Source organism: Nocardia sp. CA-290969, assembly GCF_050936135.1.
Classification (GTDB): domain Bacteria; phylum Actinomycetota; class Actinomycetes; order Mycobacteriales; family Mycobacteriaceae; genus Nocardia.
Map to the genome: position 1 here is coordinate 5,654,991 of NZ_JBNJNJ010000001.1, position 18,874 is coordinate 5,673,864.

The window sequence follows — 18,874 nt, forward strand, 5'->3', positions numbered from 1 at the left end:
TTCAGCTCACCCCGAGGGTGTTGATGGTGGCGGCGAGGAAGACGATCGCGCTGCCCAGCAGGGTCAGCGCGCCCACGTCGAACGGCCTGCTGCGCACCGCCAGCAGCCCCACCCGCACCGTCGGCAGGCACAGCCGGAAGGCGGCGGCGATCAGCGTCGCGCCGCCGAAGAACAACGCCCCGCGCCGCCAGCGGTCCTGCGCGACGAAAACCACGGCGACCGCGATCACCGCGACGACCACCACCATGGGCAGGTGGCAGCGCAGGAACACGGCCAGGCGGCCGCCGGTGCCGGGGTCGTCCTCGGTCACGGTCTCGGCGTGGGTCACGGGTGCGATTGTTCCAGATCCGGCCGGTCAGGTCTGCGCGACCGGTTCGTACTCCGGCGCCGTGAGCCCGAAGGTCCAGGCCACCCCCTCGCGTGCGGTGCGGGTGGCGGGCGGGACCCGCAGCCAGTAGGTGCGATGCGTACCGTCCGGTTCCGGAGTGGAGTTGACCACCTCGACCATCACCACGTCCTCGTCGTCGGGTAGCGCGATCCGCCACAGCACCCCGGTGTCGTCGCGCTGCAGCGGTTCGGCACCGGATTCGGCCAGGTAGCGGTCGTAGCCGTAGTACTCCAGCATCACCCGGCGCAGCTCGGCGTTCTCCTCCGCGCGGATCCGCGCGGGTGTCAGCGCGGCCAGCTGCCCGAGGAATTCGGCGGGTACCGGCATTCCGCGCCAGGCGTAGAGGCCGAATCCGTCGCCGTAGCCGATTGCCGGACCGTCGCCGCGGTCCAGCCGGCCGGCCTCGTCGCGATAGAGGGCGGTGGGCCGTTCGCTGATCACCGCGAGCGTCTCGTAGGGCCACCACCAGCCCGCCTCCCGCGCCACCGCGGCGAGGCCGGCCAAGGGCGCGCCAGAGGACGTGTCGAACGCCGACAACCAGGCGGCGTCGTGCTGGCCCATCACCGCATCCAGCAGCAGCATCCGGACCCGCACCTCCTCGCGGCGGGCAGCCCGCAGGGCTTCCTTCGCGGCGGCGTCCTCGTCGCGGGTGGTTTCTGGGACCGGGGCCGCCGCGGCGATCACACCGGCGCGGATCCGGTCCACGATCGGCTCGGTGAGGTCCCACAGGGCGGCACCGGTGGCTTGCCAGTGCCGGGCGAATTCCCGCGCACCCAGTGCGGCGTGCAACCGGTCCCGCGCGGCCGCCCAGGGCGCGCTGCGCACCTGTTCGCGCACCGAACGCCCGGCCTCGGCCACGAGTTCCGGCCGCAGGAGGTGCACCGCCGCCAGCGGTGAACTCGCCCAGATGATCCGCTCCGGCGCCGCCAGCCCAGCGGTTTCGTAGGCGAGCCGGACGCCTGCCTCGGCCGCGGCACGGTCGCCGGGGCCAGTGGTGGCGGAGAACGCCCGCCACTGCTCGAACTCGGTCAACGCTGCGCTCATTTCTGTCTCGCTCATGATTTCCGGCACCGGTCAGTCCGCCACGATCCGCACGGCACCCGGTACGTACTCGCGCTGCCGCACCACCCGGTACCAGCCTTTCGGCAGCCCGATCGCCGCATGTTCCTCGTGCACCAGCCGCCCGCCCTCGGGCAGGTGCAGCACCATCGAATTCGGTGTGTGCGGATCGTGGAACAGCTTGCCGGGCGAGGTGATCGCGTGCGCGTGCCCGGTCACCTCACCCAGCGCGAGCACCATCCGGCCGCGCCGGTCGCGCGGCGCGGGCTGCCATCGCTCGACGGCCGCGGCGCCGTTCTCGGCCGCGATCGGAACTATCAGGACGTCCCCTTGGCGATACATGCTTTTCCTCCCGTTCGGCACGTTCGCGCCGATGTCACGGGAAGGTAGCCGCGGCCACCGACAACGTTGCGCGCATGCGGTTCCCGGTGCGGGCGCGCGATGTGCCGATCGGGAGCGGCCGGCCTGCGGGTGTCGGCGGGGATTGGTAGAACGATCCCGGGACATCGGTCCCACCGGCCCCGGGGAGAGGAAAACGCAGGATGCCCGAGTATCTCGAGCGGTTGACAGAGTTCGGCGGGCTGCCCGTCTTCGATTTCCCGGATGCGCCGGGCGATCCGGCGACGGCCGGCACGATTCCCACCGAGATCGAATCGGTGGCGTGGCGGATCGCGGGTCCCGGTTTCGAGGTGGAAGAGCCCTGGCCCGAACACTTCGCGCGGTTCTGCGAGCAGGTGGACACCACCCGCGTACGGGCGTTCGTGGCCGGTTCCTGGGCCGATCTCGTCGACGGCGAACACGACACCTCGGATCTGGTGATCGAAGCCATGGCCGCCGCCCGCGACCGGTTTCCGGCGCTGCGCTCGGTGTTCCTCGGCGATATCGAGCCGGAGGAAGCCGAGATCTCCTGGATCCGGCAGGGTCCGGTGAGCGAACTGCTCGCGGCCTTCCCGGAACTGACCGAATTCGTCGTCCGCGGGTCCGAGGAGCTGAGCTTCGCACCCCTGCGGCACGAGCGGCTCGAGAAGCTGACCGTGCAGTCCGGTGGTCTCCCCGGGGCGGTCGTGCGCGATATCGCGGCCTGCGATTTCCCCGCCCTCACCCACCTGGACCTCTGGCTCGGCACCCCGCACTATCTCGGCGACGCCGTAGTCGCCGATTTCGCGCCGATCCTCGCCGGCGACCGCCTGCCGAGCCTGAAATATCTGGCCCTGCGCAACAGCGATATCCAGGACGAGATCTGCGCGGCCCTGGCCACGGCACCCGTGGTGGCCGGGCTGGAAACCCTGGACGTCTCGATGGGTGTGCTCACCGATACCGGCGCGGCGGCGCTGCTCGCCGGACAGCCGCTGACACACCTGAAAACCCTGGATATGCACCACAACTACCTGAGCCCCGAGCTGTGCGCGCGGCTGCGCGAAACCCTCGAGCCCGCGGTATCGCTCGACCTGGACCCCGACGACGCGGATTCCTACACCTACGACGGTGAAGTCCACCGCTACATCTCGGTGAGCGAATGACCGACGCGCAGCCGGCGGGCGGCTACCGCTGGGCGGTGGTCGGCAACGGGACGAATCGGCGGGTCCGGTCGTTCCGCGCCGCGGCCGCCGAAGCCACCGGGACCGTGCCGCGGGTGGTCGAATGGCTCGACGTACTCCGCGCCGGCGGGCATACGTTCGACGACGACGAGCTGGTGCGGCTCGATTCACCCGGAGAGAACCCGGAAGTGGACCGGCTGCTCCGCGGGGTCACCGACTCGACCCGGGTGGAGGGGACGGCCCGCTGGTACCACGGATTCCGTGGCGCGGTGGCCTCGCTGCACGGCGGGCACCGGCTCGACGATCCGGGCGACCTCGCGGTCCTGTTCGACAAACGGCTGTGCCATACCCGGCTGGCCGCGGCGGGGATCGCGGTACCCCGGTCACCCACCTCCGGCGCCGCGCGACCGATCACCGGCTGGCCCGAAGTGCGCGAGCACCTACGGGAGCTGCGCCGCGCGTTCGTGAAGATCGCGCACGGTTCCTCGGCGTCCGGTGTGCTCGCGATCGAGGCGCACCCCCGGGGTTCGATCCGGGCCACCACCTCGGTCGAACTGTCCCCGTCCGGTGCGCTGCACAACTCGCTGCGGGTCCGTCGCTACCGCGGCGAATCCGAGATCGCCGCCATCGTCGAACGCCTCGCACCGGACGGGCTGCACATCGAACAGTGGATTCCGAAATCGACGCTGCACGGCCGCGCGTCGGACCTGCGGGTAGTGGTCGTCGCGGGGCGGGCGACCCACGTCGTGATCCGCTGTGCCGCAGTTCCGATCACCAACTTGCATCTCGGCGGCTCCCGCGGCGACCCGGCGGCCGCGCGGGCCGCGGCGGGCGCGCACTGGGACAGGGCCCTGGCACTCGCGGAATGGGCCGCGGCCTGTTTTCCCGCGACATTGTGTGTCGGGGTGGATCTGCTGCCCACCCACGGCTGGCGTCGCTTCGTCGTCGGCGAGGTGAACGCCTTCGGTGATCTGCTGCCCGGGGTCACCGGCCTGCCCGGGACATTCGCCGCCGGTCTGGACACCTATGCGGCCCAGGTCACGGCCGCGCCGCGCTGGTACCGTGCCCTGCGCACCGCATCGGCACCGGAGGACGCTTTTGTACCGGCCTGATATGAACGAGGTGATCGGCCGGGACGATCTGCTCCTGCTGACCCTCGACACCCTGCGCTACGACGTCGCGGCCGAGGAGTCCGCCGCGGGCCGGCTACCGAACCTGACGGCGCGGCTGCCGGGCGGCGTCTGGGAAGAACGCCATGCCCCGGGCAATTTCACCTATGCCTCCCATCAGGCGATCTTCGCCGGATTCCTCCCGACACCGGCGGCGCCCGGTCCACACCCCCGGTTGTTCGCCGCCCGTTTCGCCGGCAGTGAGACGACCGCCCCGGGCACCTATGTGTACGACCGGCCCGACCTACCGGCCGCCCTCGCCGACCTCGGGTATCGAACGGCCTGTATCGGCGGGGTGGGGTTCTTCAACAAACAGGGCGCGCTGGGCAGCGCCCTGCCCGGATTGTTCGCCGAAAGCTACTGGGAGCCGGGATTCTCGGTCGCCTCTCCCACTTCGTTCGAGGCGCAGGTGGCCTGTGCCGAGCAGGTTGTCGCGACCACCCCGGCCGGGCAGCGCCTGTTCCTGTTCCTGAACGTATCGGCCCTGCACCAGCCCAACTGGTTCTACTTGCGCGGCGCCACCAGGGAGTCGGGCGACACCCGGGAATCCCATGCGGCGGCGTTGCGCTACGTCGACCGCCACATCCCGCGCCTGTTCGACGCGCTGCGTTCGCGGGGGCGCTGTTTCGCCATCGTCTGCTCCGATCACGGGACCGCCTACGGGGAAGACGGGTATACCGGGCATCGGCTCGGCCACGAGGTGGTGTGGACGGTCCCTTACGCACATTTCTTCATCGATCCGGGCCGCGCCGGCACGCCGGAGCCCGGACTCGAGCCGGAGGTTCCCGCGGCCCCGGAAAACCGCCCGGACGCCGGGGTTCCGGCGGATCTACTACCCGGCGAGGGCCGGACCGACACCGAGGACACCGCATGACCCGCGCCCGGATCCGGTTACCCCGGCCGTACCAGAGTTACGTCTACGCCTACCCGCACAAAACCGCTTATCGTCCGCTGGCGCCGCAGCCGCCGCTGCGGGAGCTGTGGGCCGCCGAGCCGCGGGACGCGCTATCGCTGTACCTGCACATTCCGTTCTGCGAAATACGCTGCGGTTTCTGCAATCTGTTCACCCGAGTCGGCGCCCCCGGCGACCTCACGACCCGCTATCTGGACGCGCTCACCCGGCAGGCCGAAACGGTACGCGACAGCCTGGGCGATCCCGTACGCTTCGCCACCGCGGCGTTCGGCGGCGGCACGCCCACATATCTGGAGGCGGGCGAACTGACTCGGCTGTGCGATATCGCCGAGCACACCATGGGCGCCGATCTGCGTGGAATCGGTTTCTCCGTGGAGACCTCACCCGCCACCGCGACCGCCGACCGCCTGTCCGTGCTCGCGGACCGCGGCGCGACACGGATCAGCCTCGGGGTACAGAGTTTCGACGAAACCGAGGCACGGGCGGCGGTCCGGCCGCAGCGCCGGGCGGATGTCGACTCGGCGCTCGCGCGGATCCGGGACACCGGCGTGGCGAACCTCAATATCGACCTGATCTACGGAATCGACGGCCAGACCTCGCACAGCTGGTACGCATCGCTGGACGCGGCGCTGGACTGGCGGCCGGAGGAGATCTATCTGTACCCGCTCTACGTCCGTCCGCTGACCGGTCTCGCCCGGCGCCGCGACGAATCGGCCGACCTGGAGTGGGACGAGGAACGGCTACGGTTGTACCGGCAGGGTCGCGACCATCTGCTCGCCGGCGGATATCAGCAGCGGTCCATGCGTATGTTCCGCCGCGCCGACGCACCCGTGGCCGGTCCCGGCGACTACTCCTGCCAGACCGACGGCATGATCGGGCTGGGCTGCGGCGCCCGGTCCTATACCCGGGGTCTGCACTACTCCTTCGATTACGCGGTGGGTATCCACGAGATCCGCTCGATCATCGACAGCTACACCGCCACCACCGATTTCGGCCACGCCGTGCACGGTCGCGCGATCGACGAGGACGAGGCGCGCCGCCGCTTCCTGCTCCAGTCGATCCTGCAGGCGGACGGATTGGTGGTCGCCGACTACCGCGCACGCTTCGGCACCGGCCCGGACACCGATTTCCGGGACGAACTCGGCCTGCTCGCCGACCGCGGCTGGCTCGCCGACACCACCGGTGACCTGCTGCGACTCTCTCCCGAAGGGCTCGCGTACTCCGATGCCATCGGCCCCGAGTTCTTCTCCCCCGCCGTCCGGGCCGCCATGGCCGACTACGAACTCCGGTAACCGGCCGTGGATCTCACTCTGCTGTACCGCGGCCCCTTGGCCTCCTGCGATTTCGACTGCCCGTACTGCCCGTTCGCCAAACGACGCGATACCCCCGAACAGCTACGCGCCGATCGCGCGGCCCTCGAACGGTTCACCACCTGGGTACGCGCGCAACGAGGCGACCGGATCTCGGTGCTGTTCACGCCCTGGGGTGAGGGCCTGGTCCGCTCGTGGTACCGCCGGGCACTGGTCGAGCTCTCCCACGAATCCCAGGTGCACCGGGTCGCGATCCAGACCAATCTGAGCTGCCGCACCGACTGGCTGCGCGACGCCGACCGCGACACGCTCGCACTCTGGTGCACCTACCATCCCGGCCAAACCCCCTACCAGCGGTTCCTCGACAAAACCGGACAGCTGGCCGCGGCCGGTATCCGGTTCAGCGTCGGCGTGGTGGGCCTGCCGGAACATCTGGATCAGGCACGCCGGCTGCGCGCCGACCTACCGGAGCACGTCTACCTCTGGATCAACGCCGCCGAGAACCACACCTACACCGATACCGAGGCCGCCGACTGGACCGCCCTCGATCCGCTGTTCCCGTTCAGCCGCCACCCGCACCGTTCGCTGGGGCAGCCCTGCCGGGCCGGGAATTCGGTGCTCTCGGTCGACGGCGACGGCACCGTCCACCGCTGCCATTTCGTGAAGGAACCCTTGGGCAACCTCTACGACGGCTCCTACCGCGCCGCACTCCGCCCGCGTCCCTGCCCGCGGGCGGTCTGTGACTGTCATATCGGCTACGTCCACCTGGAAACCCTCCCCCTCTACGACGTGTTCGCCGGTGGCGTGCTCGAACGCATCCCCACCGCAGCGGTCCGACGCCCCGCGGTCGCTCTGCCCACCCCGGCATTTCCGGGCGCCGTGCCCTGACCCTGGTACCGGCACGACCCGTCGGCCGAGCCGTTTGGTTGACTGGGCGGCTGTGTTCCGATTGATGTTCCACGAGCCGCGGATACCGGGCAATACCGGTAACGCGATCCGGCTGGCCGCCGGGACGGGTAGTGAGCTGCATCTGATCGAGCCGCTGGGTTTCGATATGTCGGAGGCGAAACTGCGGCGGGCCGGCCTGGACTACCACGACCTCGCCTCGGTCACCGTGCACCCGGACCTGCCCACCGCATGGTCTCGGCTGCGCCCCGAACGGGTTTACGCATTCACCACCAGGGCCACCACCCCGCATACCGATATCGCCTACCGTCCCGGCGATATCCTGCTGTTCGGCGCCGAACCCACCGGTCTCCCGGCCGACGTACTCGCCGACGAGCATCTCACCGGAGAAGTGCGGATACCCATGCTGCCCGGCCGCCGATCCATGAACCTGGCCAATGCCGCGGCGGTGGCGGTGTACGAGGCATGGCGCCAGCACGGCTTCCCGGGCGCGGTCTAGCCGCCGGCGTGGTTGCGCAACGGACCTAGGATCGCGTGATGCCGCTCGTGGAAGTCACCTATGCGCCGGATATCGCCGAATCCATGCTTCGCGAACTGGGTGCGGTGCTACCGCATCTGGTGTCCGAGGCCTCCGGGCCGCAACCGGGCTCCGCGCGTTCGGCGTCTACTTATCGCTCCCGGTGGCTGCGTGGTCGCAGGGTGAGTGAATCGCACCGCCCACCACGCTCGGCCCGGGGCTGCGGCCGGCCATTGCCGTTCCGGCACGGGTAAATCCCCGGATCCCGGCGTTCGTTCAGCCGATCTCGAACCGCTTGTGCCGGGCGGTCGCGCCGGCGACCAGCCGGACCGCACTCTTCGGAACCCCGAAATGGGCCGCGAGCAGTTCGGCGGCGGCCTTGTTGGCTTTGCCCTCCACCGCCGGGGCGCGAACCCACAGGTTCAAGGTGCCGTCGGGGAGCTCCTCGACCAGGGGCCCTTTCCGGCTGTTGGGTTTGATCACCGCCCGGACCGTCGGCATGGCCGGTGCTTATTCGCTGTCCGGCCGGTTCGCCGCCCCGCTGGTTCCGGCCGCGCTCTCCGGCGGTGCGGCCGCGGTATCGGCAGGGTTCTCGCCGGCCGCCGCGGGTTTCTCCGCGGTGACCACGGCTTCGTCGCCGGTGTGGGCGGGCCGGCCGGTGGCGGCCGCCGGGTTGCCGCGGGGTGCGCGGCGCCTGCGGGCCAGCCGGGCGATCGCCCCGGCGACAACACCGATCACCGCGAGGAAGCCGAGCCACGGCAGGGCCTGGCCGACGAACACCACGGCATCCTTCAGCCAGTCGATCAGCGAGTTCCAGCCGTCGACCACGCCGTCCCAGAAATTCGACGGTCCGGTATCGCGCTTACCGTCGGCGGTGGTGGAGATATCGATGGTCAGGGTGGACAGGGAGACCTGGTCGTCGAGGTAGCGCCGCTGCCCGGTGAGGCTGTCGAGTTCGGCCTGCCGATCGGCGAGTGCGCCCTCGGCGGCGATGAGATCGGCGGTGTTTGCGGCGCGGGCCATGAGGTCGCGCAACCGTGTGACGGAAGCCTGGAGGGCGGTGATCCGGGCGTCGAGATCCTGCCACTGCATCGTGACATCGTCACGATTGGTGCTGACCTCGGTGACCTCGCCGATCTCTCCCAAACCGTTCAAGAAGGCATCCGTTTCGGCGGCCGGGATCCGGACGACCAGGTTGGCACGCGGATAAGTGTTGCCGGTACCCGGGTTCTCGGTGCGCTGATCGATCCTGCCGTCCAGCCGGGCCACCCGGTCGGTGAGGGTTTGTGCGGCAGCGATCGGATCCGCGGCGGTGAGGTCGACCCGCCCGGTGACGACCTCTTTACGCGCGGTGACCTGCTGCCCATTGTCCGGCGCCGGCGCCTGCTCCCGGTTCGGGGCCTGCTGGATCCGGATACCGGGCGTCGCGGCCGGCGCCCCGTCCTCGACCGGAGACGGACGGCCCGAAGTGGATTCGGAATCGCTACCGCACCCGGCCAGCAGCACCGCACCACACAGGACCACGACCAACACCCCGAGCTTCCGCATGCTGGCAGCGTAATGGGATCCCTCGCGAACAGGTACCCGAACACCGAGCCAAGTTGCGCACCGCCGCGCCGGAACTCAACGGAAATCGCGAGAGCGGGAGCCTACGCGCATATCCAGGCGGCGCAGGGATTCGGCGTAGATGCTCACCGCGCCATCGGCGTTCTGCACGCGGCCGCGGATCAGCAGGGCCGAGGCGCCCTGGGCGAGCCGGCGGTAGCGGGTCCACAAGCCGGCCGAGCACACCACGTTCACCATGCCGGTTTCGTCTTCCAGGTTCAGGAAGGTGACCCCGCCGGCCGTGGCGGGCCGCTGCCGGTGGGTGACCGCCCCGCCCACCAGCACCCGGGTTCCGTCGGGGATCGCGAGCAGTCCGGCGGCCGGGATCACTCCGAGCGCGTCGAGGCGCGGGCGCAGGAATTGGGTGGGGTAGCTGTTCGGGGAGACCCCGGTCGCCCAGACATCGGCGGCGGCGTGTTCGAGGTCGCTCATTCCGGGCAGGGCGGGGGTGCTGGTCGAGGGCCCGGTGCCGGGGAGCAGGCCGGCACGTTCGCCGGCGGCCGCGCCGGCCGCCCACAACGCTTCCCGGCGCGAATACCCCAGACAACCCAGCGCGCCCGCGGTGGCCAGCGATTCCGCTTGCGGGACAGTCAGTTCCACACGCCCGGTGAGGTCCAGGAAGGAGGTGTAGGGCCCGCCTTCGGCCCGTGCCGCCACAATCTTTTCCGCGAGGTCGGATCCGATACCGCGCACCGCCGCCAGCCCCAGCCGCACCTCGGCACCCCGCTGTTCCAGCGTGGCCTCGGCGGTACTGGCATTGATATCGGGGCCGTGTACCGCGACCCCGTGCCGCCGCGCGTCGGCGACCAGTGATTGCGGGGAATAGAAACCCATGGGCTGTGCCCGCAGCAATCCGGCGCAGAACGCGGCGGGATAGTGCAGTTTGAACCAGGCGGAGTAGAACACCAGTGCGGCGAAGCTCTGCGAATGACTTTCCGGGAAACCGAAATTGGCGAAGGCGAGCAGTTTCTCGTAGATGCGGTCGGCGAGTTCGCCGGTGATCCCGTGCAGATCGCGCATGCCCTGATACAGCCGGCCGCGCAGGCGTTCCATCTTCTCCGGGGAACGTTTGGACCCCATGGCCCGGCGCAGTTGGTCGGCTTCGACCGGGGTGAATCCGGCGACATCGACCGCCATCTGCATCAACTGTTCCTGGAACAGCGGGACGCCGAGGGTGCGTCCGAGCGAGTTGCGTAGCGCGTCGTGGTCGAAGGTGACCTTCTCCAGCTTGTTCTTGCGACGGATATAGGGATGCACCGAGCCACCCTGGATGGGGCCGGGCCGGATCAGCGCGACCTCGACCACCAGATCGAAGAATTCCCGCGGTTTCAGCCGCGGCAGGGTCGCCATCTGGGCGCGGGATTCCACCTGGAAGACCCCCACCGAATCCGCGCGGCACAGCATGTCGTACACGGCGGGTTCGGTGAGGTCGAGGGCATGCAGTTCGACCGTCACCCCGATGTGCTCGCGCACCAGGTCGATCATGTAGTGCAGGGCCGAGAGCATCCCCAGGCCGAGCAGGTCGAACTTGACCAAACCGGCTGCGGCGCAATCGTCTTTGTCCCATTGCAGCACACTGCGTCCGGGCATCCGCGCCCATTCGACCGGGCAGACATCGGCGATGGGCCGATCGCAGATCACCATTCCGCCGGAATGGATGCCCAGATGCCGGGGCAGGCCTTCGATATCGGCGGCGAGTTCCAGCACCGGTGCGGGGATATCGGTGCCGGTTTCCGCGCCGACTCCGGTCCACCGGCTCACCTGCCGGCTCCAGGCGTCCTGCTGGCCGGGGGCGAAACCGAGTGCGCGGGCGGCGTCGCGTACCGCGGATTTGCCGCGATAGGTGATCACATTCGCCACCTGTGCCGCGTTCTCCCGGCCGTATCGGCGGTACACGTATTGGATCGCCTCCTCCCGGCGGTCCGATTCGATATCCACGTCGATATCCGGCGGCCCGTCCCGTTCCGGGGAAAGGAAACGCTCGAACAACAACTTGTTGGCGACCGGATCGACATTGGTGATCCCGATGGCGAAGCAGACCGCGGAATTGGCGGCCGAACCCCGTCCCTGGCACAGGATGTCGTTGTCGTGGCAGAACCGCACGATATCGTGCACCACCAGGAAGTAACCGGGGAACCCGAGTTGCTCGATCACGGCGAGTTCGTGTTCGAGTTGCCGGTACGCGGCCGGGTTCCGGGCCGGCGGCCCGTACCGGTCGGCGGCACCGCGCCGGGTGAGTTCCCGCAGCCAGGAATTCTCGTCGTGGCCGGCGGGCACGTCGAACGGCGGTAACTTCGGCGCGATCAACTTCAGATCGAAGGCGCATTCCCGCGCGATCAGCACCGAATTGGGCACGGCGGCCGGGAATTCCGCGAACAAGCCGGCCATCTCCGCACCGGAACGCAGATGGGTGCCGCCGGTGGGGGCGAGCCAGCCGGTGAGATCGTCGAGGCTGCGCCGGGCCCGGATGGCGGCCAGGGCGGCGGCGCGGCGGCCCCGATCGGGAGTGGCGAAATGGGCGGCCGTCGTCGCGACCACGGGCACCCCGGCCCGCTGCGCGGCCGCGGCCAAGGCGGCGTTGTATTCGTCGTCGACCGGCAGGCCGTAGCGGGTGAGTTCCACCGCGACCCGGTCGGCGCCGAACCGCTCGCACAGGTCACGCAGGGCGGCCTCGGCTCGCCGCGGCGGTTCACCGGCCGCCAGATCCTGTTCCAGTGCCCGCCGCACCCGGCCTTTACGGCAGCCGGTGAGTATCTGCCAGTGCCCGCCAGCGGCTTCGGTGAGCGTATCGAGGTCGTAGCGCAGGATCCCTTTCTCACCGGCTGCCATATGCGCCGCGGCGAGCTCCCGGGACAGCCGCCGGTAACCTTCCTGCCCCCGCGCCAGCACCAGCAGATGCTCGCCCGCCGGGTCGGGGGAACCGGTACGCGGCGGAGAATCCGCGCCGGGGCCTCCCGCCGGACCAGCACCCGCGCGCCCCACCGAACCAGCACTCACGCTCCGCGCCGAACCAGCACCACCGCTGCGTCCTGAACCAGATCCGGTGCGGAGCACGGAATCGGCGCCACCGCGAAGCCCACCTGCATCGGCAACCGAAACATCCTGCGGGGCTGCGCCTTCCACCAGGGTCAGCTCCGCGCCGTAGACCGTAGGCATCCCGTATTCGGCGGCCGCCTCGGCGAATCGCACCACACCGTAGTAGCCGTTGTGATCGGTGAGCGCGATCGCCGACAGACCGAGCCGCGCCGCCTCCGCGACCATCTCCTCCGGTTGCGAGGCGCCGTCGAGGAAGCTGAACGCCGAATGCGCGTGCAGTTCCGCGTAGGGCACCACCGGACCGTCCGGCGGAGCTATCGGTTCGGCCCGGTACTCCCCGCGGCTGCGGCTCCATCCCGGAGCGTCGCCGCCGTCACCGGGTTCCTGTCCGGGTTTCGGGCGACCGGACAGTACCCGTTCCAGCTCCGACCAGCTGGGTGGACCGTTACTCCATCCCATACGCCGCTCAGCAGGCCACCCGTTCGGTGGATTCGGCGTCCAGCAGTATCGCGACGTGATCGACCCCGGCCCGGATCACCCGCCCGTAGGCATCGTCGGCGAGGACGCTCGCATGCCCGCGGGCCAAGGCCAGCTGCATCCGCGCCACCTCGAAGTCGCCGACCAGCCGGTGACTGTCGGCCAGGCTCAGATACAGCGAGGGCAGGAAGCCGAGTAGCCCGTCGTCGAGCGGGACACCGGGTACGAAGGCCGAGTCGAGCGCCCGGGTGTCCCAGAGCAGCGCGTCCTCGGCCGTGTCCTGGAGATCGGCGAGGTGGTGGGCGACCACGCTGCGGTACAGCGGTTCGCCATCCGCGCCGAGCTGCTCCCATAGCTGTAGCAGCGCCTGCCGCGCTGCCTCTCGATTCACGCCGCCGAGCCGCACCGCGGCATAGATATCCGCCATCCGATCGTCCGTCATGCACCAAGTATCGCACATATGTTCGAATCTAGAGAGTTGGAATCGAACCTGTTTTCGAACACCGGGATGATCTGGCGCGCTTTCTTACTTTGGAGTAAGTTCGGCCGGGAAAGACCTGCACAGAGGGGTGCTCATGAGCGAAAACGGAACCCACCGCGGCAAACGCGACCTCACCGGGCGGCACGTCCTCATCACCGGCGCCTCCTCCGGTATCGGCCGGGCGGCCGCCCTCGCGGTGGCGAAGAAGGGCGCGGTGGTGCTGCTGCTCGCGCGGCGCGCCGACGAACTGGATGCGGTGGTCGAGGAGATCCGGGCCGCCGGCGGCGCCGCCCACGGCTACCCCTGCGATATCACCGACTCCACCTCCGTCGAGGCGACGCTGGACAAGCTCCTGGCCGAACACGGCCGCGTCGATATGCTCGTGAACAACGCCGGCCGTTCCATCCGCCGGGCCATCCATCGCTCCACCGACCGGCTGCACGACTACGAACGCACCATGGCGGTCAACTACTTCGGCGCGGTACGGCTCACGCTGGCCCTGCTCCCGCAGATGCGGGAACGCAAATTCGGCCATATCGTCAACATCAGCAGTGCGGGCGTGCAGGTGGCCACGCCGCGGTATTCCGCCTATCTGGCCAGCAAGGCGGCACTGGACAAGTTCACCGAGGTCGCGGCGGTCGAGACGATGGCCGACGGGGTCACCTTCACCACCATCCACATGCCGCTGGTGCGCACGCCGATGATCGCGCCGACCGGTGACCAGGGTCCGGCCGAATCCCCGGAATGGGCGGCCGCGACCATTGTGCGGGCCCTGACCGAACGCCCCCGGCGTATCGATGTCCCGGTCGGCACCCTCGGGGAGTTCGGCGCACTGTTCGCCCCGCGTATCCGCGACCTGGTCCTGCACCGCTACTACCGGATGATCCCCGACTCCCCCGCGGCTCGCGGCGAACGAGCGGAGCCCATCCCCCAGCCGCAACTCACCATGGTTCGCGATACCCCGGACGACCGTGGCAGCGCCGAACCCGAACCGCAGGCCCACAGCACCGGTGAGCCGGTCGGCCGAGATGCCCCGCGCCCGGCGCTGCCACTGCCCCGGGTACGAGCGCGGGCGGCGCGCGGTACCGCGACGGTGCTGCGCCGCGCCGCCCGCTGGGTGCCCGGGACCCACTGGTGATCGCGGGATATCGGACCGCCTGCGATCATCGGCCGTCGTGAACGACGAAAAGGAAGCCGCCCTGGAGGCGATCCTGGAACTGATCGCCACTCGCGGGGTGGGCGAAACCACCCCGCGGCGCGTAGCGGACCGGTCGGGGGTCGACGGGAAAACCTTGCGCAGGCTGTACGGCGACCGCTACGGAATGCTGATGACCGCCGCCAAAACGCTGGAACTCCAGCGCGACCGGCTACTCGCGGCGGCCGAAAAGGCCCACGAACCCACGTCGGTACAGACCCGCCGGGACTACCTGGAGGCGGTCGCCCGAGCCCTCCTGCTCGGGCTCACCGACCATCGCGGTCTGCTGGTCCGCACCGAACTGGTCGCGAACGCGCGACTGGTGAGCGGAATGGACGCGGAGGCAGGCTGGATGGGGACGAGCGCCCGGACCCTCGTCGCCGAAGCCTTGAAACGGGCCGGCGTCACCGATATCGAGCTGGAAACCGAACGCCTGGTCACCCTGCTCAGCGGCCTGGCCTTCGAACTCGTCTATCCGCACGGCACCCGGGAAGGCTCGGCGGACCGAGTGCTCCGGCACCACATCGCCTCGATCGTGCACTGATCCGTATTCCGCGGCGCACCACTCACTGTGCCGCCTGGCCCGCCGGTCGCAGGGGGAAGCTCCTCCAGCGACGGTGCCGTGCCCACCGGCCGCGGTCCGGTGTGCACGTTCCCGGCACCCTGCTGTCGAGGCGGGGTGCGTCCGCCACGGCCGACGCTGTGCGTGGCAACGGCCGGCAGCAAGAAAGGGTTGTCCGGCGCGTCAGAAGTCGAAGAGCCGCTCTCCCGGCGGCAGCGGGGGGCAGGCGGCAGAGATCTGGGCCACCAGCTTCCATGGGCGATCCCCGTCGAGCGACGATTTACCGCTGGTCAGGATCGCACCGGCGAGTCCGCGCGCCGGATCGGCCCAGCCGTACTGGGTGGTGAACCCGCTGCGCCCGAAATGCGCGGTGGTTTCGCGGCCGAATTTCGAACGGCGCCCACCCAATTCGTATCCGCCGCGGCTCACCCGCCCGGCGATACCCGGTACCCGCGGCGCCGGTCGCACCATCTCGCGCACGGTGTCCGGCCGCATGAGCCGCGCTCCGTCGAGTTCCCCGCCCCGGGCCAGGATTTCGTAGAAACGCGCCAGTTCGGCGGCGGTCGTCACGAGGTTCCCGGAGGGCAATTCGGCGGTGAGGAAAGACCGGTTGGACTCGCGGTTCACCGCGTCCTTGGCGAATCCGCCGCCGAGTGCCTTACCCGCGATGAACGAGGCGAACCGCGACGGCGGCGGCCCGGTTTTCACGCTCGGCACCACCGCGTCCACGTCCTCGGGACGCACACCCAGGTTCGTCCACCGGAAACCCAGCGGGTCCAGTACCAGTTCGGCCAGATGATCGCGGAGCCGTTTGCCGGTGGCCCGCTGCACCAGCAACCGCTGGATCAGCCCGCTGGTGAGGGCGTGGTAGACGCGGAACCGGCCCGGCGGATAACTCGGTTTCAGATCGGCCAGGCCCCGCAGGCACAGTTCCTCGTCGAAAACCATGTCGTGGCCGCGATAGGGCGGGGTCACGAACGGTACCCCGGCGGTATGCGTGAGCACGTGGCCGATGGTGATCGCCGCTTTGCCGTTGGCCGCGAATTCGGGGATGTAGTCGCTGACGCGGTCGTCGAAACCGAAAGCGCCCTGCTCGATCAACGCGAACATCACCGCGGCGGAAACTCCTTTGGCGGTGGAGAATCCGCAGAAGGGGGTCTCCGTGGTCACCGGGACCCGTTCGGCCTGCGGTCCGTCGCCCGGCGCGTTGCCCCACCCGTGCCCGATCGCCCGGTTCAGCACCACCGTGCCGTTGCGGCGCAGGCAGATCTGGATCGCCGGGGTGCTGCCGAGCCGGTACCAGGCGCGCACCGACTCCCAGATCGCGGCGATATCCGCCGCGTCCACGCCGGCGCCGGCCGGATCCGCTTCCGGGCCGAGACGGGTGATGTCGTCCAGTTCGGCGGCGACCGGGACCAGGAGCGCGGAATCTGCCTTCACCCGCCCCAGCGTAGCGACGCGGAACGCGGCGGGAGGCCGGTGACAACGCGCCTGCACCACCGCCGCCGGGGCCCTCGGTGCTCCGGCCCAGCACCCGCCGATCGCCGGGGTGACCTGCCCGAACGGTATCGTGACAGAGATCACCAACTGTCCAGTAGGGGAATTGTGCTCTGATCTTTCGAGAAGCGAATGCTTGTTTCCTGCCGTCGAGAGGTGACCATGACGTCCGCGAATACGCGCCTGTCCCGGGCACATATCTGGCTGCTGACCCTGTCTTCCATGGCCGTCGCACTGGTGATCGCCGCCATGGCCGCGCTCTACACCGCGCTGCCGGAGATCGCCGCCGATACCGGCGCCACCCAGCAGCAACTCACCTGGGTCGTCGACGGCTACACCCTCGCGCTGGCCTGCCTGGTCCTGTTCTCCGGCGCCCTCGGCGACCGGTTCGGGCGCCGGATCATGATGGTGGCCGGACTGGTCGTTTTCGCGATCGCGTCCGCGGTGCCGCTGATATTGGACGAGCCGCACTGGATCATCGCCTCGCGCGCCGTGGCCGGGGTGGGCGCGGCCCTGGTCATGCCGTCCACACTCTCGCTGCTGACCGGCGGTTTCCCCGCCGAGAAACGCGGGGTCGCGGTGGGTCTGTGGGCGGGTGTGGTGAGCGGTGGCGCCGTCCTGGGCATACTCGGGTCCGGCCTGCTGCTGCAGGTGTGGTCCTGGCAGGCGATCTTCCTGGCGATGACCGTCGCCGGTACGGTGCTGGCGATCGCGGGCTGCACGGTGCCCGAATCGGTGGACGAGTTGCGCCCGCCGCTGGACTTCTGGGGCGGAATCACCGCCTCCATCGCCGTCGGAGCGGTGGTGGTCGGGGCCATCGAGGCACCGGTACGCGGCTGGTCGGATCCGCTGGTGCTCGGACTCTTCGGCGCCGGCGTGCTGGCCGGGGTCGGCTTCGCGACCGTCGAACTGCGGGTACCGCATCCGCTCCTGGATGTGCGGCTGTTCGCCGACCGCGGTTTCGGCAGCGGCGCGGTGAGCGTCGGGGTGCAGTTCCTGGTGGCGTTCGGCTATTTCCTGCTGTTCGTGCAGTACATGCAATTGATCTTCGGGTATTCGCCGCTCATGTCGGCGGTGGCGATGGCACCGATGATCGCCCCGCTCATCGGTATCTCGATCTTCGCGCCGCGGCTGGCCGAACGGTTCGGGCTGCGGTTGCCGACCCTGATCGGTCTGCTGTGCGTGGGCACCGCCCTCATCCTGGTTTCACGGACCACGGTGGACAGCACCTACCTCGACGTCCTGTGGCCGCTGCTGATCCTGAGCACCGGACTCGGCCTGTGCACCGCCCCCGCGACCGCCGCCATCATCAACGGCACGCCCCCGGAGAAGCACGGCGTCGCCTCGGCGGTCAACGATGCCTCCCGGGAGGTCGGTGCGGCCATCGGTATCGCGGTCTCCGGGAGCATCCTGGCCGTCGGCTACACCGACCGCATCGCACCCGCCCTGCCCAGCCTGCCCGAGGAGGCGCGCGGGCCGGTCGGCGATTCACTGGCCGCGGCGCTGGAGGTCACCGAACGGGCCGGGCCGGTCGCCGCGCCGCTGGCCGATTTCGCCAAGGAGGCCTTCGTGCACGGCGCCCAGCAGGCCTCGCTGGCACTGGGCATCCTGACCGTGGTGATGGCGTTCGTCCTCGGTGTCTGGGCGCCCGGCCGGGCAAAGGCACGGGCCGCCGCCGGCGCGGAACCGGTGTTGACGAACCGATAACGACCGCGCGAACCGGAGACGGCTTCACACCGTTTGCCGCACCCTTCCGGCATTCTCAACGGGTCCGCTCGACGCGAAAGGCCCCCACATGCCGACTCCGAACATGTTCATCGTGTATGTCACCGACGCCCAGGCTTCGGCCCGTTTCTACGCAGACCTGTTCGAAACGGCCCCGAAGTTCGAATCGCCGCGGTTCGTCACCTTCGATCTGGGCGGTGGTATCGACCTCGCGCTGTGGAGCGGTCACGCGGACCAGATCCAGCCGGGGCCGCGCACCGGCGAACTGTGCCTGAACCTGCCCGGCGAACCGGCGGCGATCGACGAACAGTTCGAACGGTGGGTCGCCCAAGGGGTGAAGGTCGTCCAGGAACCACACGACGCGGTATTCGGGCGCACCTTCGTGGTCGCCGACCCCGACGGCAACCTGATCCGCGTCGCGCCGAGGGACTGACCGGATCCGGACAGACGTCGGCGCCCGCCGCCGGACGGTCGGTCCGGGAGCGAGCGCCGTGCC

The 18,874-nt window shown here is 69.7% G+C and carries 18 protein-coding genes and 1 pseudogene; 11 read left to right on the plus strand and 8 right to left on the minus strand.

The genetic code is table 11. The features are described 5' to 3' along the window. Nucleotide 1: 1 nt before the first annotated feature. From ACQEVO_RS25880 to ACQEVO_RS25890, 3 genes are all read right to left on the minus strand, one after another. Entirely contained in the window at nucleotides 2–247 is a 246-nt protein-coding gene (locus ACQEVO_RS25880) for a DUF3017 domain-containing protein (RefSeq protein ID WP_432923000.1), read from the minus strand. A 108-nt stretch (nucleotides 248–355) separates the two neighbouring features. After that, the gene (locus ACQEVO_RS25885; protein WP_432918168.1) at nucleotides 356–1,447 is read right to left on the minus strand and encodes a DUF6745 domain-containing protein; all 1,092 of its coding nucleotides are present in this window, start codon (nucleotides 1,445–1,447) and stop codon (nucleotides 356–358) included. A gap of 15 nt (nucleotides 1,448–1,462) precedes the next feature. Then, nucleotides 1,463–1,789 carry a hypothetical protein gene (locus ACQEVO_RS25890; RefSeq protein WP_432918171.1) on the minus strand — a complete coding sequence of 109 codons (327 nt, stop codon included), beginning with the start codon at nucleotides 1,787–1,789 and terminating at the stop codon, nucleotides 1,463–1,465. A gap of 200 nt (nucleotides 1,790–1,989) precedes the next feature. Between ACQEVO_RS25890 and ACQEVO_RS25895 the strand changes: the two genes are divergently transcribed. The 7 genes from ACQEVO_RS25895 to ACQEVO_RS25925 are packed head-to-tail and all read left to right on the plus strand — an operon-like array spanning nucleotide 1,990 to nucleotide 8,054. After that, nucleotides 1,990–2,967, plus strand: coding sequence for an STM4015 family protein (locus ACQEVO_RS25895; protein ID WP_432918174.1), 978 nt, complete (start codon nucleotides 1,990–1,992; stop codon nucleotides 2,965–2,967). Beyond that, the gene (locus ACQEVO_RS25900) at nucleotides 2,964–4,097 is read left to right on the plus strand and encodes an STM4014 family protein (RefSeq protein ID WP_432918177.1); all 1,134 of its coding nucleotides are present in this window, start codon (nucleotides 2,964–2,966) and stop codon (nucleotides 4,095–4,097) included. The genes ACQEVO_RS25895 and ACQEVO_RS25900 overlap by 4 nt, the downstream gene beginning before the upstream one ends. 1 nt (nucleotide 4,098) lies before the next feature. Further along, nucleotides 4,099–5,028: an STM4013/SEN3800 family hydrolase gene (locus tag ACQEVO_RS25905; protein ID WP_432918180.1), complete on the plus strand. Its 930-nt coding sequence runs from the start codon at nucleotides 4,099–4,101 to the stop codon at nucleotides 5,026–5,028. After that, nucleotides 5,025–6,359, plus strand: a complete 1,335-nt coding sequence (locus ACQEVO_RS25910; RefSeq protein ID WP_432918184.1) for an STM4012 family radical SAM protein — start codon at nucleotides 5,025–5,027, stop codon at nucleotides 6,357–6,359. Before ACQEVO_RS25905 ends, ACQEVO_RS25910 begins: the two co-directional genes overlap by 4 nt. Before the next feature lie 6 nt (nucleotides 6,360–6,365). Next, complete coding sequence (locus tag ACQEVO_RS25915; protein ID WP_432918187.1) at nucleotides 6,366–7,265, plus strand: STM4011 family radical SAM protein; 900 nt, start codon at nucleotides 6,366–6,368, stop codon at nucleotides 7,263–7,265. A gap of 52 nt (nucleotides 7,266–7,317) precedes the next feature. Beyond that, on the plus strand, nucleotides 7,318–7,782 hold the full coding sequence (locus ACQEVO_RS25920; protein WP_432918190.1) for a tRNA (cytidine(34)-2'-O)-methyltransferase: 465 nt from the start codon (nucleotides 7,318–7,320) through the stop codon (nucleotides 7,780–7,782). Nucleotides 7,783–7,820: 38 nt separating this feature from the next. Further along, the gene (locus ACQEVO_RS25925; RefSeq protein WP_432918193.1) at nucleotides 7,821–8,054 is read left to right on the plus strand and encodes a hypothetical protein; all 234 of its coding nucleotides are present in this window, start codon (nucleotides 7,821–7,823) and stop codon (nucleotides 8,052–8,054) included. Nucleotides 8,055–8,076: 22 nt separating this feature from the next. On the opposite strand, the gene ACQEVO_RS25930 is transcribed toward ACQEVO_RS25925, so the two are convergent. From ACQEVO_RS25930 to ACQEVO_RS25945, 4 genes are all read right to left on the minus strand, one after another. Further along, the gene (locus tag ACQEVO_RS25930; protein WP_432918196.1) at nucleotides 8,077–8,301 is read right to left on the minus strand and encodes a DUF167 domain-containing protein; all 225 of its coding nucleotides are present in this window, start codon (nucleotides 8,299–8,301) and stop codon (nucleotides 8,077–8,079) included. 9 nt (nucleotides 8,302–8,310) lie between these two features. Then, nucleotides 8,311–9,348, minus strand: a complete 1,038-nt coding sequence (locus ACQEVO_RS25935; protein WP_432918198.1) for a DUF4349 domain-containing protein — start codon at nucleotides 9,346–9,348, stop codon at nucleotides 8,311–8,313. Between the two features lie 75 nt (nucleotides 9,349–9,423). After that, a complete protein-coding gene (locus ACQEVO_RS25940) occupies nucleotides 9,424–12,900 on the minus strand; it encodes an error-prone DNA polymerase (protein WP_432918201.1) in 3,477 nt (1,158 codons plus the stop codon). Nucleotides 12,901–12,907: 7 nt separating this feature from the next. After that, the gene (locus ACQEVO_RS25945; protein WP_432918204.1) at nucleotides 12,908–13,360 is read right to left on the minus strand and encodes a hypothetical protein; all 453 of its coding nucleotides are present in this window, start codon (nucleotides 13,358–13,360) and stop codon (nucleotides 12,908–12,910) included. A 169-nt stretch (nucleotides 13,361–13,529) separates the two neighbouring features. Between ACQEVO_RS25945 and ACQEVO_RS25950 the strand changes: the two are divergent. Together ACQEVO_RS25950 and ACQEVO_RS25955 are read left to right on the plus strand one after the other, a co-directional pair. Further along, nucleotides 13,530–14,537: pseudogene (locus ACQEVO_RS25950) on the plus strand (SDR family NAD(P)-dependent oxidoreductase); the annotation flags it as partial. Nucleotides 14,538–14,574: 37 nt separating this feature from the next. Continuing rightward, on the plus strand, nucleotides 14,575–15,138 hold the full coding sequence (locus tag ACQEVO_RS25955) for a hypothetical protein (protein ID WP_432918207.1): 564 nt from the start codon (nucleotides 14,575–14,577) through the stop codon (nucleotides 15,136–15,138). A 201-nt stretch (nucleotides 15,139–15,339) separates the two neighbouring features. Here the strand turns inward: ACQEVO_RS25955 and ACQEVO_RS25960 are convergent, their stop codons facing one another. After that, nucleotides 15,340–16,596 carry a serine hydrolase gene (locus ACQEVO_RS25960; protein WP_432918210.1) on the minus strand — a complete coding sequence of 419 codons (1,257 nt, stop codon included), beginning with the start codon at nucleotides 16,594–16,596 and terminating at the stop codon, nucleotides 15,340–15,342. Nucleotides 16,597–16,815: 219 nt separating this feature from the next. Here ACQEVO_RS25960 and ACQEVO_RS25965 point away from each other — a divergent pair, with 219 nt between their 5' ends. Beyond that, nucleotides 16,816–18,360: an MFS transporter gene (locus tag ACQEVO_RS25965; protein WP_432918213.1), complete on the plus strand. Its 1,545-nt coding sequence runs from the start codon at nucleotides 16,816–16,818 to the stop codon at nucleotides 18,358–18,360. Between the two features lie 88 nt (nucleotides 18,361–18,448). Further along, nucleotides 18,449–18,811, plus strand: a complete 363-nt coding sequence (locus tag ACQEVO_RS25970) for a VOC family protein (RefSeq protein WP_432918215.1) — start codon at nucleotides 18,449–18,451, stop codon at nucleotides 18,809–18,811. Nucleotides 18,812–18,874: the final 63 nt, after the last annotated feature.